The following is a 15,564-nucleotide window of genomic DNA, read 5'->3' on the forward strand; positions in this document are numbered from 1 at the left end:
GTCTCAGCTTTCGCGGGCGAGCCGGGTCAGGCGCATGGCCAGCTCGAATGCCTCGAGGCGGGTCTTGCGCCGCTCCGCCGCTTCCCAGTCTTCGCCCCACAGCTCGATCTGCCAGTCCTCCTCGAGGTTGGCGGCGCGCCACAGGGCTTCGCTGTCCGCATCCGGTTCGGTGGCGAAGAGACCGACGACGAGCGAGGCGGCAAGGCTGGTGAGCATGCGCAGGCCCGCCAGCGTGAAGTCGTCCTGTTCGTGGAGAACCTGCTCCAGGCGGGCAAGGGTCTGCGCCGGCTGCGGCTTGTGGATGATGCCCGAGACGCGGGTGAAGGTCAGGCCCCATCGATCTTCGGCCCGCTTCAGCAGGGGTTCCCAGACATCCTGCTGGCGCTTGAACAGCGCATCTTCGGGATCGGCGCGATAGCACAGGGTGTCCGTCTCGGCGTATGGCACGAGGTCGCGGATCGCCTCGGCACGATCGACGGCGATGGCATCGATGGCAAAGTCGCACAAGTCGCGCAGGACGAAACCGGCAGGGTCGATGTTCTCGCCTTGCGCCGCCCATTCCTCGGCCAGTGCCTCGGCCAGCGGCTTCGTGGTCACGACTTGCACGCGGCCCCCGGCAGTCTTGATCGGGCGCCCGTCGAGCAGGACGCGCCAGCCTGCGTCGGCCTCGCCGACGGTAACTTCCTTGTAGAATCGCTTCATTTCGGTGTGCGCCACTTCCGCGCGAGGACTTTGGGAACGATGAAGGTGTCGGCCAGGCCGACGGCGATGAGGATATGGCCGAGCCACGCGGGTAGGGCATGATTGCCGTTGGCGACGAGAATGCCCGTCACGACGAAGGCCACGCCCAGCAGGCGCACGATCTGGATTACCGCAAAGCGGGCCGCCGCCGGATCGCGCTCGCTCATTTGAGCAGGTAGGCCAGCAGTTCGGCCGGGGTCTCCGCGACCCATTCGGCGCCCGCCGCCTTCAGCTCTTCGGGATGGTGATAGCCCCAGTCGACCCCGACCGCGCGGGTGCCGGCCGATTGCGCCATCTGCATGTCATAGCCGGTGTCGCCGATCATGACCGCTTCGCCGGGCAGGGCGCCCGCTTCGAACAGGGCCTGCTCCAGCATTTCGGGATTGGGCTTCGATGGATGGCGGTCTGCGGTCTGAAGCGTGACGAACAGGTCGGCGATGCCGTTGTTCGCCAGGCAATGCGCCAGGCCGCGGTCGGACATGCCGGTGGCGACGCCGAGGGTCCAGCCCGATGCAGCGAGCGTGCGCAGGCAGGGCTCGATGCCCTCGAACAGCGGCTGCGAGACGCGGCCTTCGGCGCGCGCGGTGCGGAAGGCGAGCTTGTAGCTTTCGGCCATGGCCTGCTGCTGTTCGACATCGCTTTCGGGCAGGAGCTGGCGCATTGCCTGCGGTAACGAAAGGCCAACGGCGCGGCGGATCGTATTGCGCGGCGGGGATGCGAGCCCGTACTTGGCGAACGTCGCTTCCATCGCCTCGCAGATCGCCGCCTGTCCGTCGATCAGCGTGCCGTCACAGTCGAAGACGGCCAGTTTCACCGCTTGCCTCGCGGACCACCGGGCTTCCTGGCGCCGCCACTTGCGCCACCGGGTTTGCCACCGTTGGGCCTGCTGCCAGCGGGCTTGCCGCCGGAAGGCTTGCCGGTGCCGGGCTTGCCGCCGGGGCGGGCAGGTTTGCCCGGTTTGGCCGAACCCGCTCCCGGCTTGCCGCCGCGGGCCGGTGCCGTGTCCCGGCGCGAGCGACGCTCGCCGCGGCGTTCCTTGCGATACTGCTTGGCGTGGGCCTTGGCTGCGCGCTTCTGCTCGTCCTTGCTCGGCTCGACCGGCGCCTCTGGCAACATTTCGCCATCGGCCTCGTCGAAGCCGAGCTGTTCCAACGAATTGGCGAAGTGCTCGGGCAGGGAAGCGGTGACGTCGAGCGGGGCGCCGTCCGGATGGTCGATGATCAGGCGGCGCGCGTGCAGGTGCATCTTGCGGCTGATCGTGCCGCTGAGGAAGGCGTCCTGTCCGCCGTACTTGCCGTCGCCGACGATCGGGTGGCCGATTGCCGCCATGTGGACGCGCAGCTGGTGGGTGCGGCCGGTCAGCGGGTGCAGCTCAACCCAGGCGGCACGGTTTCCGGCGCGGTCGAGTACGCGATAACGGGTGCGCGCGGGCTGGCCGTTCTCTTCGTCGACGTGCATCTTCTCACCGCCGGTACCCGGCTGCTTGGCGAGCGGCAGTTCGATCATGCCGTCGGAGATGCTGGGAACGCCGACGACGAGCGCCCAGTAGATCTTCTTCGCCGAGCGGCCGGAAAAACGCTTGGAGAAGAAGGCCGCGCTGCCCGGCGTGCGGGCGACCAGCAGGACGCCGGAAGTATCCTTGTCGAGCCGGTGGACGAGGCGGGGGCGCGGGCCGTCGGGCGCATAGGCGTCGAGCAGGCCGTCGACGTGCTGCTTCATGCCCGAGCCGCCCTGCGTGGCAAGGCCGGGCGGCTTGTTGAGCACGATGGCTGCACGGTCCTGGGTCAGGACCATCGAATCGGCGAGTTCCAGTTCCTCTTCGCTCAGTTCGCGGCGCACATGGGCGGGCTTGCCGCCGGGCTTCGCCTCGCCGCCGGGAGGGACGCGCAGGACCTGCCCGGCGCTCAGCCGGTCGGCGACGTCGGCGCGCTTGCCGTCGACGCGGATCTGCCCGGTGCGGGCCCAGCGCGAGACGGTTGCGAAGCCGACTTGCGGCAGGTGCCGCTTGAACCAGCGGTCGAGGCGCACGCCTTCATCGTCGGCGCCGACGGTGAACTGGCGGACGATGTCATTGTTTTCGGGGCGGCTCATGCAACGTGCCTCATGATCGAAAGGCCAAGGAACAGGCTCAGGACCCCGGCAATCAGCGAGATGCCGGTATAGAAAGCCGCAAGCCCGAGCTGGCCACGCTCGGCAAGGCTGACGATATCGAGACTGAAGGAAGAAAACGTGGTGAAGCCGCCGAGCATGCCGATGGCAAGGAACAGGCGCGTGCCTTCGCCATGGCTGCCGAAGCGGGCAAGCCATCCCACGAGCAGGCCCATGAGCAGGCTGCCCAGGACGTTGACGGTCAATGTTCCCCAGGGGAACTCGCTGGCGCGGACAGGTCCGATTGCGGCGACCCAGGCGCGGCCCACAAGGAATCGCAGCCAGGCGCCAAAGCCGCCGCCAAACGCCACGTAGAGCGAGGCTACTATGAAAGAGGGATGAGGCATGGCGTCGCCTTAGCGGCGAATCGGCAATAATCCAATTCTTCCCGCATGGGCGCGCCGGCGGGGCTGTGCGGGAGGGACGGAGTCCGGTGCGCGGCGTTGAAATGTGGCCTTCGTGCCACTATATTGTGTGCATGTGGGGCCGGATTGCCGGTGGTTTCAGGCCTTTCTGCTTGTCTTTGCGCGGTCGCTTTGCTAACGGCCCGCCCAATCGAGCCGTACTCTTCCGGGGTTCGGCCCAGTTTTTGGCTTTCAGATTCGCAGTTTGCCACGCGGGAAACGACGCGGGGCGGGCTTCGTTCGTTATTTTTGTGAGGTGTTTCGGTTTATGCAGATCATGGTTCGCGACAACAATGTTGATCAGGCCCTTCGTGCGCTCAAGAAGAAGCTGCAGCGGGAAGGTGTCTATCGCGAAATGAAGCTGCGCCGTCACTACGAGAAGCCGTCGGAAAAGCGCGCCCGCGAAAAGGCCGCTGCCGTGCGCCGCGCCCGCAAGCTTGAGCGCAAGCGCATGGAGCGCGACGGCGTCAAGTAAGACGCCGTTCCCGCAGCAAATGCGGGAAACATCCATTGAGCGCGGCGTTCGTGCTTGAACGTCGCATCTGCTTGAGCCATGAGGGCGCGGAAATTCCATCCGCGCCCTTTGTGTATCTGCCTTTGGGGCGAATTTTCGTACGAGGCCTAACGAAGATGACAGAGATCACCCGCGTCCCCCTCCAGCCCGTCGCCAAGGGCGCCGTCACCAAGATCTGGCTCGGCGTTGCCGCGATTGCCCTGGCTGCCGGCGGCGTGGCTTACGCGGCGCTTCCCCCGTCGGTGGACGTGAAGACGCTGACCGCCGGTTCGGGCGAGTCCCCGACCGCCGATGACGTCGTGCTGATCAACTACAAGGGCACGCTGCCCGACGGTAAGGTCTTCGACGAGGCCAAGCAGGTGCCCATGGCGCTCAACGAAGTCGTCCCCGGCTTCACCAAGGCGCTGGTCAAGATGCAGCGCGGCGGCAAGTACATGGTCGAGATCCCCGCGGAGCTGGCCTATGGCGACAAGGCCGTTGGCGACATCCCGGCCAACACCGACCTGACTTTCGAGATCGAGCTGATCGACTTCAAGAGCCGCGCCGAGATCGAGCAGCAGCAGCGCATCCTCCAGCAGCTGCAGCAGATGCAGTCGCAGGGCGGGATGCCGGGCGCAGAGGCGCAGGCGCACCCCTGATCGGGGCCTGCTTCGCCGCTTGATGCGGTCAGGAGCGGGTGCTAGCGCCCGTTCATAGCCCATTTATCGAAACGGGGCCGCGCGTCGGCCCCGTCATCATTGAGGAACAGCCATGTCGGTCGATACCGCAACCGTGGCCAAGATCGCCAGCCTCGCCCGCATCAAGGTGAGCGAGCAGGAGCTCGAGGCGATGGTCCCTGAACTCAACGGCATTCTCGCCTGGGTCGAGCAACTCGGCGAAGTCGACGTTACCGGCGTTGAGCCGATGACGGCCGTGATCCCCAACAAGCTGCGCCTGCGCGACGACGTGATCGACGCCGATCCGCTGACCGGCGGCAACAGGCGCGACGCGGTTCTCGCGAATGCGCCGGCGGCCGAGCACGGCTTTTTCGGCGTGCCCAAGGTGATCGAATAAGTGCCGGATCGCGGATGCCGCGCGTGCCCTTCGATTAGCGCAGGGCGGGCGGAAGTCCTCGAATTTCGTCTTTCCACCTCCGCTCGTGCCGAGCCTGTCGAAGCACGCGCGCAACACTATCGGCTGGAAGCAGCATGACTGACCTTACCGAACTCGGCGTAGCCCAGATCCGCGACGGCGTTGCCGGCGGCGAATTCACCGCCGTCGAAGTGGCCGAGGCGTTCAACGCCAATGTCGCTGCCGCGCAGGATGCGCTCAACGCCTTCATCGTCACTACCCCCGATGCCGCGATCGATGCCGCCAAGGCTACCGATGCCAAGCGTGCCAAGGGCGAGGCGCTTGGCAAGATGGGCGGCGTGCCCATCGGCATGAAGGATCTCTTCGCCACCCGCGGCGTGCAGACCACGGCTGCCAGCCACATCCTCGAAGGCTTCAGGCCCGAGTACGAATCGACTGTTTCGCAGAAGCTGTGGGACGCGGGCGCGGGCATGCTGGGCAAGCTCAACCTCGACCAGTTCGCGATGGGTTCCTCGAACGAGACCAGCTACTTCGGCAACGTGATCTCGCCCTGGCGGCGCAACGACGGCGGCAATGCCGCGCTCGCGCCGGGCGGTTCCTCGGGCGGTTCGTCGGCTGCGGTTTCGGCGCGCCTGTGTCCGGCCGCGACCGGCACCGACACCGGCGGCTCGATCCGCCAGCCTGCCGCCTTCACCGGCATTACCGGCATCAAGCCGACTTATGGGCGTTGCTCGCGCTGGGGCATCGTCGCCTTCGCCAGCTCGCTCGATCAGGCCGGACCGATGGCGCGCGACACCCGCGACTGTGCGATCATGCTGGAAGCGATGGCCGGTTTCGATCCCAAGGACTCGACCAGCCTCGACATGCCGGTGCCGCAGTGGGAAGCCGGTCTTTCCGCCGATCTCAAGGGCAAGAAGGTCGGCATTCCGCGCGAATACAGCATGGACGGCATGGACGCCGAAATTGCCGCCCTGTGGGACCAGGGCGTGGCATGGCTGAAGGACGCGGGCGCCGAAGTCGTCGAGATCTCGCTGCCGCACACCAAGTATGCGCTGCCTGCCTACTACATCATCGCGCCGGCCGAGGCTTCCTCGAACCTCGCGCGCTATGATGGCGTGCGCTACGGCCTGCGCGACCTGCCCGACGGTGCCAACCTGCAGGACATGTACGCCGCCACCCGCGCCGCCGGTTTCGGCGCCGAGGTCAAGCGCCGCATCCTGATCGGCACTTACGTTCTTTCGGCGGGCTTCTACGACGCCTATTACACCCAGGCGCAGAAGGTTCGCACGCTGATCAGCCAGGACTTCGCCAAGGCCTTCGAGGAATGCGACGTCATCCTCGCGCCGACCACGCCGACCGCGTCCTTTGCACTGGGCGAAAAGTCCGACGATCCGCTGAGCATGTACCTCAACGACGTCTTCTCGGTTCCCGCGTCGCTCGCGGGCCTGCCGGCGATGTCGGTCCCGGCGGGCATCAACCGCGAGGGCCTGCCGCTCGGCCTGCAGGTCATCGGCAAGGCCTTCGACGAACAGGGCGTACTCAATGCCGGCCTCGCGATCGAACAGCGGGCCGGGTTCACGGCCAAGCCGGCCAAGTGGTGGTAAGAGACATGGCTGACAGCACTTATCGCATCCAGGGCGCAACCGGTGACTGGGAGGTCGTGATCGGCCTCGAAGTCCACGCGCAGGTCACTTCGAACTCCAAGCTGTTCTCCGGCTCGGCAACCGCGTTCGGCGCGGAGCCGAACTCGCAGGTCAGCCTTGTCGACGCGGCGATGCCGGGGATGCTCCCCGTGCTCAACCGCGAGTGCATCCGCCAGGCGGTGCGCACCGGCATGGCCATCGAGGCGCAGATCAACAAGTGGTCGCGCTTCGACCGCAAGAACTACTTCTACGCGGACTTGCCGCAGGGCTACCAGATCAGCCAGCTGTACCACCCGCTGGTGGGCGAGGGCTCTATCGAGATCGCGCTGGACGACAAGAACCCGGAAGACACCAAGACCATCGGCATCGAGCGCATCCACGTCGAGCAGGACGCGGGCAAGCTGATGCACGACCAGCACCCGACGATGTCCTATGTCGACCTCAACCGCTCGGGCGTGGCGCTGATGGAAATCGTCAGCCGTCCGGACATGCGTTCTCCCGCAGAGGCAGGAGCTTACGTCTCGAAGTTGCGGACGATCCTGCGCTACGTCGGTTCGTGCGACGGCAACATGGACCAGGGCTCGATGCGCTGTGACGTCAATGTGTCGGTGCGCCGTCCGGGTGAGGAATTCGGTACCCGTACCGAGACCAAGAACGTCAACTCGGTTCGCTTCGTCATGCAGGCGATCGAACACGAGGCGAACCGCCAGGTCGACGTGCTCGAGAGCGGTGGCAAGATCGTGCAGGAAACTCGCCTGTTCGATCCGACCAGCGGCACCACCCGTTCGATGCGGTCGAAGGAAGACGCGCACGACTATCGCTACTTCCCCGATCCGGACCTCCTGCCGCTCGAACTGGACGATGCGTTCCTTGAAGAGTGCCGCGCCTCGCTGCCCGAACTGCCGGACGCCAAGCGCCATCGCTACGAGAACGAGCTTGGCCTCTCGCCCTACAATGCGGGCGTGCTGACCGCCGAAGTCGAGACTGCGCGCTGGTTCGAACGCCTTCTTGCCGAAACCGCCAAGGCGGCCGGAAAGCAGCCTGCGGAAGTCGCCAAGCAGGCGGCCAACTGGCTGATCTCGGAACTGTTCGGTGCGCTCAACAAACTGGGCACTTCACTTGAGGAATCGCCGGTAACCCCCGAAAAGGGCGGCGATCTTCTCGCGCTGATCGCCAAGGGCACGATTTCCGGGTCAGCGGCCAAGCAGGTTCTCGAGATCATGCTCGAAACGGGCGAAGACGCTGGCGTGATCGTCGAGCGCGAAGGTCTCAAGCAGGAATCGGATACCGGCGCCATCGAGGCCGAAGTGGACAAGGTCCTCGCCGCCAATGCCGACAAGGTCGAGCAGTACAAGGCGGGCAAGGAAGCCCTGTTCGGCTTCTTCGTCGGCCAGACGATGAAGGCCATGAAGGGCAAGGGCAACCCGCAGGTCGTCAACGAAATCCTCAAGGCCAAGCTGGCCTGACGCTATCCCACCTCCCCGTCGCGGTGCGATGGGGAGGTGGATGCCCTATCTGCGCCGCCAATAGCTTCAGGCGCGCCGGGTGCCGTTCAGGTCCATCGTTCCGAACATGCCGGCCTTCACCTTGCCGGTGATGACATCGCCTTCGACAGTCGCCGTGCAGTCAAGGTCCATCGGCATCGGCATCGTCATCTTCATTTGCCAGCTCAGGCTATTGCCCGAGATGCGGCCATCCCTGATGTCCATGGATCCCAGGTCGCCGGTGATGTTGCCGGTGAAACTGTCGCCTTCCCCGGGAATCACGGTAAGGACTCCCTTCTGGTCGCCGAGCGGGGTCTTGGTGATGCAATCGTAGCTGCCGCCTACTGACATGGGGTCATTCTCCTTGTGGCGTCTGGGTGTCGTCTGGTGTCTTTGCCGGATCATTCCGCGCTTTCGTCGTCAGCAGCGCCCTGTGGGGCCTGCTGCACTTCGATCGGAAGGCCGAGCCCTGCGAGTTGCGGTTCGACGGTCTTGCGGTCGCCGACCACGACGTAGGTAAGGCCGTCGGGGCGCAGGTACTCGCTGGCCGAAGTCTCGATCGCCTTGGCACCGATGCCGCGGAACCTGGCCGCCAGCTTGACGTAGTAGTCCTCGGGGCGGCCAAGAAGTTCGTTCTTGCGGATCGCGGCCTGCACCGCGGCGTTGGTCTCGAACTGGTTGGGCAGGGCGCGGATCGTGCCTTCGGTGACGCGCTGCAGTTCCTCCTGCGTGATCGGTTTCTGGCCCGGGAAAGCGCCGACATCGGCGATGATCGCCTTGATGGCATCGCCGGTCCGGTCGGCCTGTACCGGCGCGCTGACGACGAAAGTGCGCGGGCCGGCAGGCTGGGTCACGCTGCTGTAGACGCCGTAGCTCCAACCCTTTTCCTCACGCAGGTCCTTGTTGAGGCGTGAGAGAAAGCCACCGCCGAGCACGTCGTTGGCGAGGCCCAGCGCTTCGGTATCGGCCTTGCGCCCGGTGATCGGCAGGACGCGTCCGGCCATGATCACCGACTGTGGCGAATTGGGCCGGTCGATCAGGACGATGCGCCCCTGCGCGGCCGGCACGGCGGCGCCGAGCGGCTTGACCGGGGCAGCGCGCTTCGGCGTCTTCCATGTACCGAACGCCTTTTCCAGCATCGGCTTGAGCTGTTCCATGGCGATGTCACCCACGACGGTGATGCGCGCGAGGTCCGGGCGCAGCCACTTGTCGTGCGCGGCGCGCAATGCGGCAGGTGTCAACGCTGCGAGCGAGGCGGCATTGCCCAGGCCGTCGGTCGGCTGCGCATAGGGGTGCTGGCCGAAGAGGGTGGAGCCCAACGCGCGCAGGGCCATGGTATTGGGCGAGGACAGCTTCTGCGCCAGCTCCGCCTCGGCCTGTGCCTTCACCCGCGCAACGTCCGCAGGCCTGAATGCCGGATGCAGGACGAGGTCGGCCATCAGGTCGAGCGAGGGTGCCAGGTTGTCCGAGAGCGCCGAGAGGGTGACGGTGCTGGTATCGAGCGAGCCGTCGATCTGGATCTGTGCGCCCAGGCGCTCCTGCGCTTCGGCGATCGCGGTCGCATCGAGACTGTCGGTGCCCTGGTCGAGCATCTCCAGCATCATGCCTTGCGTACCGGGCGTATCGAGCGCGTCTGCGGCATAGCCGGCATCGAAATCCATCGAGAGGACCAGCTTGGGCACGGCGGTGCGGCGTGCCAGTGCCACCGGGATGCCGTTTGCCAGGGTCGCGTGTTCGATGACCGGGAACGCGAGTTCGCCGACCGGCTGCACCGGCGGGAATTCACGCTTGGGCGCCGGGTCCAGCGCAGGCGCCTCGGCATGCGGATCGGCAGGAGGTGCGGCGCGATCGGCTTCGTCGCCCCAACCGCCCATGGTGTCGCCGCTTTCGGTGCGTGGACCGGGCACGACGTTCAGCGCATAGAGCGGGCGCGACATCCACCTGTTTAGCGCGGCCTTGACCTGCGCCGGCGTCAGCGCGGCCATGGCGGCAAGGTCACGCTTGTACTTGGCCGGATCGTCGGAATAGACTTGCCCTTCCGCCAATGTCGCGCCCTTGCCGTAGAAGCCGCCGACGCGTTCGAGCCCGCCGATCTCGCCCGATACGGTGCTGACGACGGCGCGGCGCACTTCGTCCTCGGTCGGCCCGTCGCGCAAGTAGTCGGCAAGGACCCTGTCGAAGGCCGCTTCGGCCACGGCGCGGTCGACGCCGGGCTTCACGTCCATCGTCATCTGCAGGAAGCTGAGCTGCTCGAAGACCTGGTCGTAGGCGGTCACCGCGACGGCCAGCTGCTGGCCGCGAACCAGTTCGTTGTCGAGCCGCGAGCTGGCAAGACCGCCCAGAATATGCAGGCCGACCTGAAGCGCCGGTGTGTCCGGATCGTTGATGCCGGGCGCGGTCCAGTTACGGGTGAGCCGCAGCACCGGAACCTGGTCGGTAATGTCACGGGTCAGCGGGGCGGGCAGGGTGACCGGCCCGGCCTTGACCGGTTCGATTTCGGGGCCGCGCGGGATCTGGCCGAACCACTTTTCCACCCTGGGCTTCGCGGTGGCCGCGTCGATGTCTCCGGACAGGACGAGGACGACGTTGTTGGGGCCGTAGTGATCGGTGAACCACTGGCGTACATCGGTCAGCGTCGCAGCGTCGAGGTCCGCCATCGAGCCGATCGTCGCGTGGCGATAGCGATGGCCGATGGGCAGCAGGCCGTCCGCCTGCGCATAGTCGAACAGGCCGTAAGGCTGGTTGTCGCCCTGCCGCTTCTCGTTCTGGACAACGCCGCGCTGCTTGTCGAGCTTGTCCTGGGTGACTGCGGGCAGCAGCCAGCCCATGCGGTCGCTTTCCATGAACAGCGCAAGGTCGAGCGCGCCGGTCGGCACCGTCTCGACGTAGTTCGTGCGGTCGTACCAGGTCGATCCGTTGGTTGGCGTCGATCCGGCCGCCTCGAGCGGCACGTCGAAGTCGGGCACATTGGCCGAACCGCCGAAGAACAGGTGCTCGTAGAGATGGGCGAAGCCGGTGCGGCCGCGCGGTTCGTTCTTCGATCCGACCTTGTAGTAGAGTGTGACCGAAACGATCGGGGCCTTGCGGTCGGTATGGACGACCGTCGTCAGGCCGTTGGCGAGGACGAACTTCTCATAGGGGATGTCGACCTTGGCGACGAGTTCCTGCGGAGTCGCGGTTCCGGCGGCAGCCGCGATCTGGGCGCTCTGGACCTGGGGCCCTTGCACCTGGGCGGGCGGTGCGGCGGCCGTAGGCAGGGCTGAAAGGAGAAGTGCGGCGGCAAGCGCAGTGGCGCTCGTGAGGGGCAGAATTCTCATGAGCCGAGGTCTAGCACGCTGTGACCGACAGGCCAGCGATTCCACGACCAACGCCGGGCAGGACAAGGCCGAATGCCGGGCCCGATGTTCACCGGTTGGTCTCTGACATGGTTTATCGTACTGGAATGGTTCGAAAATGGGACGGTTTCGCTAACCGTGATGCTTTAAATTATCGCGGTGAATCAATCGATTGTCGTGGAGATAGAAAAATTGCGTGATTGAAATGGCTTAACGCTGGAAGTTGCACTCGACGCGCCCGCGCGAAGGCGTACTCTGGGTCATTCCGGGGAGGGGCCGGGCGCCGCGTCGGGCCTCGTGATAAGGAGGGGCTTGTGAACTTCAGGATGCTATCCGCGGCATGTGCCGCGCTTCCGTTTGTGGCGCTTTCGGTGCCGGCCATGGCCAAGTCGGGCGACATCATTCCCAACAGCTATATCTGCGTGTTCAACAAGGCGGTGAACCGGGGCGGAGTCGAATCCGAAGCACGGCGCATGGCCGGTGCGAACGGCGGGCAGGTCTCGCATGTCTATCGCTATTCGATCCGCGGCTTCGCGACGCAGATGAGCGCGCAGGCAGTTGCGCAGATGCAGGCGCGCAATCCCGCGATCAAGAGCTGCGAGCCGAACCGCGTCATCGAACTGGGACCGATCCGCGAAGAGAAGGGCAAACCCGGCAGTGGCGGCGGCTCGGGCGGTGGATCGACGGCTCAGCAGACTCCATGGGGCGTGACGCGCGTCAAAGGCGGCATCGCAGGTACGTTCCAGCGCGCCTGGATCATCGATACCGGCATCGATACCGACCATCCAGACCTCAATGTCGACCTTGCATATGCCAATGGATTCGTGGCGCGCGAGGAAGGGCTGTACGAGGACCAGAACGGCCATGGCACGCACGTTTCAGGAACCATTGCGGCGCTCAACAATACGATCGGCGTGATCGGCGTCGCCCCGGGCGCGAAAGTCGTGCCGGTGCGCGTGCTCAACCGCAGGGGCAGCGGCGACTATGCCGGGGTCATCGCCGGCGTCGATTGGGTGGCCCAGAACGGGACCAGCGGCGATGTCGCCAACATGAGCCTTGGCGGCCCGCCCGATGACGCACTCGATGCCGCCGTCACCGCTGCAGCGGCCATGGGCGTCCGCTTCACCATCGCGGCCGGTAACAGCGCAGCGGATGCCAACAGCTATTCGCCGGCCCGCGTGAATGCACCGAACGTCTATACCGTTTCGGCTTTCGACAGTAGCGATGCCTTCGCGTACTTCTCCAATTACGGGAACCCGCCGATCGATTATTCGGAGCCGGGCGTCAGCATCCTCTCCACCTGGAAGGACGGCGGCTACAACACGATCAGCGGCACTTCGATGGCGGCGCCGCACCTGGCAGGGCTGCTTCTGCTGGGGGGCATCGCATCGGGTGGAACCGTCACCGGGGACAAGGATACGAAGCCCGATACCATCGGCATCCATTGATTTTCTGATCGCAACACCAATTTATCGGGCGGCCCGGCAGCAATGCGTGGGCCGCCTTTTTGCATTCTTGATCCCGGACAATTGAATCCGCTGCATAAGGTCCCAAATGGACCGGACAAAAAATGTCGCAGCGGTCCTTGTGTTGCAAAAATGCAACACTATATCGTCGGGATCAGGAGGCACGTAAGATCATGAATCTCGAAAAGTTCACCGACCGGGCCAAGGGGTTCCTTCAGGCGGCACAGACCGTCGCCATCCGTCTGAACCACCAGCGCATCAGTTCCGAGCATATCCTCAAGGCGCTGCTCGACGATCCCGAAGGCATGGCTGCCGGGCTCATCAAGCGTGCGGGCGGCAATCCGCAGTTCGCGACCGACGAACTCGACAAGGCGCTGGCCAAGGTCCCTTCGGTTTCGGGCAGCGGCGCGCAAGGGGCGCCGGGGCTCGACAACGATGCCGTGCGTGTCCTCGACGCGGCGGAACAGGCCGCGACCAAGTCCGGCGACAGCTTCGTCACCGTCGAGCGCTTGCTGCTGGCTCTGGTGCTGGCCACCACGACGCCGGCGGGCCAGGCGCTCAAGGCGGCCAATGTCACTGCGCAGGCGCTTGAAGCCGCGATCACCGAACTGCGCGGCGGCCGCACCGCCGACAGCGCGGGCGCGGAAAATGCCTACGACGCGATGAAGAAGTATGCGCGCGACCTCACCGAGGCGGCGCGCGAAGGCAAGCTCGATCCGGTCATCGGCCGCGACGAGGAAATCCGCCGTACCGTTCAGATCCTTGCCCGTCGCACCAAGAACAACCCCGTCCTCATCGGCGACCCCGGAGTCGGCAAGACCGCCATCGCCGAGGGCCTTGCCCTGCGCATCGCCAATGGCGACGTGCCCGACAGCCTCAAGGACCGGCGTCTCATGGCGCTGGACATGGGCGCGCTGATCGCGGGCGCGAAGTACCGCGGTGAGTTCGAGGAACGGCTCAAGGCCGTGCTCGATGAAGTGAAGGGCGCCGAGGGTGACATCATCCTGTTCATCGACGAGATGCATACGCTGATCGGGGCGGGCGCTTCGGAAGGCTCGATGGACGCGGGCAACCTGCTCAAGCCGGCACTGGCGCGCGGCGAGTTGCACTGCATCGGCGCGACCACGCTCGACGAGTACCAGAAGTACGTCGAGAAGGACGCTGCCCTGCAGCGCCGCTTCCAGCCCGTCTTCGTGGGCGAGCCGACGGTCGAGGATACCATCTCGATCCTGCGCGGGCTCAAGGAGAAGTACGAACTGCACCACGGCGTGCGGATCACCGACGGCGCGATCGTGGCGGCGGCGACCCTGTCAAACCGCTACATCACCAACCGCTTCCTGCCCGACAAGGCGATCGATCTCATGGACGAGGCCGCGAGCCGCATCCGCATGGAAGTGGAAAGCAAGCCCGAGGAGATCGAGAAGCTCGACCGCCGGATCATCCAGCTCAAGATAGAGGAATCGGCGCTGGGCAAGGAGACCGACGAGGCTTCGGCCGATCGGCTCAGGTCTCTGCGTGAGGAACTGGCGAACCTCGAGCAGCAGTCGAGCGAGTTGACCACCCGTTGGCAGAACGAGCGCGACAAGATCGCCGCCGAAGGCAAGCTCAAGGAGCAGCTCGATGCGGCGCGCCTCGAACTGGAGCAGGCGCAGCGATCGGGCGACCTGGCCCGTGCGGGCGAGTTGTCCTACGGCACGATCCCGAACCTCGAAAAGCAGCTTGCGGAGGCGCAGGAACAGTCGTCCAACGCGCTGCTGCGCGAGGAAGTGACCGAGGACGACATCGCCGGTGTCGTGAGCCGCTGGACCGGTGTGCCGGTGGACAAGATGCTCGAGGGCGAGCGAGAGAAGCTGCTCAAGATGGAGCAGGTGATCGGCGAGCGCGTGATCGGGCAGGAGCAGGCGGTGCAGGCGGTGTCCAAGGCCGTGCGGCGTGCCCGGGCAGGTCTGCAGGACCCGAACCGGCCGCTCGGTTCCTTCCTGTTCCTCGGCCCCACGGGCGTCGGAAAGACCGAGCTGACCAAGGCGCTGGCCGGCTTCCTGTTCGACGACGACAGCGCGATGGTTCGCATCGACATGTCCGAGTTCATGGAAAAGCACGCGGTGGCCCGCCTGATCGGCGCGCCTCCGGGCTATGTCGGCTATGAGGAAGGCGGCGTGCTGACCGAGGCGGTGCGGCGCCGGCCCTATCAGGTCGTGCTGTTCGACGAGGTCGAGAAGGCGCACCCGGATGTGTTCAACGTGCTGCTGCAGGTGCTGGACGACGGTCGTCTGACCGACGGGCAGGGCAGGCTGGTGGACTTCACCAATACCCTGATCATCCTGACCTCGAACCTGGGCAGCCAGTACCTGACCCAGATCGAGGACGGCAAGGACGTCGAAAGCGTGGAACCGCAGGTCATGGAAGTCGTGCGCGCGCACTTCCGGCCCGAGTTCCTCAACCGCCTGGACGAGATCATCCTGTTCCATCGCCTCGGCCAGGACCACATGGGCCCGATCGTCGAGATCCAGGTCTCGCGGGTGCAGAAGCTGCTCAAGGACCGCAAGATCGAGCTCGACCTTACCGATGCCGCCAAGCGCTGGCTGGGCCGCGTCGGCTATGATCCGGTCTACGGCGCGCGGCCGCTCAAGCGGGCGGTGCAGCGCTACCTGCAGGACCCGCTGGCCGAAAAGCTGCTGGCCGGCGAGATCCCCGACGGTTCGACCGTGCGGATCGATGACGGCGACGGCGCCCTGGCGATCACCGTGGAGTAAATGAA

General features: G+C 65.6%; 14 protein-coding genes. 7 read left to right on the forward strand and 7 right to left on the reverse strand.

Going from position 1 to position 15,564, the window contains the following annotated elements; all coding sequences use genetic code 11:
• Positions 1-3: 3 nt before the first annotated feature.
• From B5483_RS01560 to crcB, 5 genes are read right to left on the reverse strand one after another with little or no spacing between them, the layout of a single operon-like run.
• A complete protein-coding gene (locus B5483_RS01560) occupies positions 4-702 on the reverse strand; it encodes an ATP12 family chaperone protein (RefSeq protein WP_079729270.1) in 699 nt (232 codons plus the stop codon).
• A complete protein-coding gene (locus B5483_RS01565; RefSeq protein WP_079729271.1) occupies positions 699-908 on the reverse strand; it encodes a hypothetical protein in 210 nt (69 codons plus the stop codon). The genes B5483_RS01560 and B5483_RS01565 overlap by 4 nt, the downstream gene beginning before the upstream one ends.
• Entirely contained in the window at positions 905-1,555 is a 651-nt protein-coding gene (locus tag B5483_RS01570) for an HAD-IA family hydrolase (RefSeq protein WP_079729272.1), read from the reverse strand. Before B5483_RS01570 ends, B5483_RS01565 begins: the two co-directional genes overlap by 4 nt.
• Positions 1,552-2,832, reverse strand: a complete 1,281-nt coding sequence (locus B5483_RS01575; RefSeq protein ID WP_054948386.1) for an RluA family pseudouridine synthase — start codon at positions 2,830-2,832, stop codon at positions 1,552-1,554. The genes B5483_RS01570 and B5483_RS01575 overlap by 4 nt, the downstream gene beginning before the upstream one ends.
• Positions 2,829-3,236: a fluoride efflux transporter CrcB gene (gene crcB / locus B5483_RS01580; RefSeq protein ID WP_054948385.1), complete on the reverse strand. Its 408-nt coding sequence runs from the start codon at positions 3,234-3,236 to the stop codon at positions 2,829-2,831. The genes B5483_RS01575 and crcB overlap by 4 nt, the downstream gene beginning before the upstream one ends.
• A gap of 325 nt (positions 3,237-3,561) precedes the next feature.
• Here crcB and rpsU point away from each other — a divergent pair, with 325 nt between their 5' ends.
• The 5 genes from rpsU (at position 3,562) to gatB (ending at position 7,987) form a co-directional block, all read left to right on the forward strand.
• On the forward strand, positions 3,562-3,768 hold the full coding sequence (gene rpsU, locus B5483_RS01585) for a 30S ribosomal protein S21 (protein WP_007011585.1): 207 nt from the start codon (positions 3,562-3,564) through the stop codon (positions 3,766-3,768).
• Positions 3,769-3,923: 155 nt separating this feature from the next.
• Entirely contained in the window at positions 3,924-4,445 is a 522-nt protein-coding gene (locus tag B5483_RS01590) for an FKBP-type peptidyl-prolyl cis-trans isomerase (protein ID WP_054948384.1), read from the forward strand.
• A 112-nt stretch (positions 4,446-4,557) separates the two neighbouring features.
• A complete protein-coding gene (gene gatC, locus B5483_RS01595) occupies positions 4,558-4,860 on the forward strand; it encodes an Asp-tRNA(Asn)/Glu-tRNA(Gln) amidotransferase subunit GatC (RefSeq protein WP_054948383.1) in 303 nt (100 codons plus the stop codon).
• A gap of 134 nt (positions 4,861-4,994) precedes the next feature.
• Entirely contained in the window at positions 4,995-6,482 is a 1,488-nt protein-coding gene (gatA, locus tag B5483_RS01600) for an Asp-tRNA(Asn)/Glu-tRNA(Gln) amidotransferase subunit GatA (RefSeq protein ID WP_079729273.1), read from the forward strand.
• A 5-nt stretch (positions 6,483-6,487) separates the two neighbouring features.
• A complete protein-coding gene (gene gatB / locus B5483_RS01605) occupies positions 6,488-7,987 on the forward strand; it encodes an Asp-tRNA(Asn)/Glu-tRNA(Gln) amidotransferase subunit GatB (protein WP_054948381.1) in 1,500 nt (499 codons plus the stop codon).
• Between the two features lie 66 nt (positions 7,988-8,053).
• On the opposite strand, the gene B5483_RS01610 is transcribed toward gatB, so the two are convergent.
• Both B5483_RS01610 and B5483_RS01615 read right to left on the reverse strand, forming a co-directional pair.
• Entirely contained in the window at positions 8,054-8,356 is a 303-nt protein-coding gene (locus B5483_RS01610; protein ID WP_054948380.1) for a hypothetical protein, read from the reverse strand.
• 50 nt (positions 8,357-8,406) lie between these two features.
• Positions 8,407-11,322, reverse strand: a complete 2,916-nt coding sequence (locus B5483_RS01615; protein WP_079729275.1) for a M16 family metallopeptidase — start codon at positions 11,320-11,322, stop codon at positions 8,407-8,409.
• A 332-nt stretch (positions 11,323-11,654) separates the two neighbouring features.
• On the opposite strand from B5483_RS01615, the gene B5483_RS01620 reads away from it, so the two are divergent.
• Together B5483_RS01620 and clpB are read left to right on the forward strand one after the other, a co-directional pair.
• Positions 11,655-12,788, forward strand: a complete 1,134-nt coding sequence (locus B5483_RS01620) for a S8 family serine peptidase (protein ID WP_245828783.1) — start codon at positions 11,655-11,657, stop codon at positions 12,786-12,788.
• Between the two features lie 191 nt (positions 12,789-12,979).
• Complete coding sequence (gene clpB, locus B5483_RS01625) at positions 12,980-15,559, forward strand: ATP-dependent chaperone ClpB (RefSeq protein ID WP_054948378.1); 2,580 nt, start codon at positions 12,980-12,982, stop codon at positions 15,557-15,559.
• Positions 15,560-15,564 lie beyond the last annotated feature (5 nt).

Origin of the sequence: Novosphingobium mathurense, from assembly GCF_900168325.1 — a bacterium.
GTDB lineage: Bacteria > Pseudomonadota > Alphaproteobacteria > Sphingomonadales > Sphingomonadaceae > Novosphingobium > Novosphingobium mathurense.

Excerpts from the sequence above, each read along its gene's own strand:
- B5483_RS01590 (WP_054948384.1), top strand. The coding sequence starts at position 3,924 with ATGACAGAGATCACCCGCGTCCCCCTCCAGCCCGTCGCCAAGGGCGCC.
- rpsU (WP_007011585.1), top strand. The coding sequence starts at position 3,562 with ATGCAGATCATGGTTCGCGACAACAATGTTGATCAGGCCCTTCGTGCG.
- B5483_RS01615 (WP_079729275.1), bottom strand. The coding sequence starts at position 11,322 with ATGAGAATTCTGCCCCTCACGAGCGCCACTGCGCTTGCCGCCGCACTT.
- gatB (WP_054948381.1), top strand. The coding sequence starts at position 6,488 with ATGGCTGACAGCACTTATCGCATCCAGGGCGCAACCGGTGACTGGGAG.
- B5483_RS01565 (WP_079729271.1), bottom strand. The coding sequence starts at position 908 with ATGAGCGAGCGCGATCCGGCGGCGGCCCGCTTTGCGGTAATCCAGATC.
- B5483_RS01575 (WP_054948386.1), bottom strand. The coding sequence starts at position 2,832 with ATGAGCCGCCCCGAAAACAATGACATCGTCCGCCAGTTCACCGTCGGC.
- gatA (WP_079729273.1), top strand. The coding sequence starts at position 4,995 with ATGACTGACCTTACCGAACTCGGCGTAGCCCAGATCCGCGACGGCGTT.
- clpB (WP_054948378.1), top strand. The coding sequence starts at position 12,980 with ATGAATCTCGAAAAGTTCACCGACCGGGCCAAGGGGTTCCTTCAGGCG.
- gatC (WP_054948383.1), top strand. The coding sequence starts at position 4,558 with ATGTCGGTCGATACCGCAACCGTGGCCAAGATCGCCAGCCTCGCCCGC.
- B5483_RS01610 (WP_054948380.1), bottom strand. The coding sequence starts at position 8,356 with ATGTCAGTAGGCGGCAGCTACGATTGCATCACCAAGACCCCGCTCGGC.
- B5483_RS01560 (WP_079729270.1), bottom strand. The coding sequence starts at position 702 with ATGAAGCGATTCTACAAGGAAGTTACCGTCGGCGAGGCCGACGCAGGC.
- crcB (WP_054948385.1), bottom strand. The coding sequence starts at position 3,236 with ATGCCTCATCCCTCTTTCATAGTAGCCTCGCTCTACGTGGCGTTTGGC.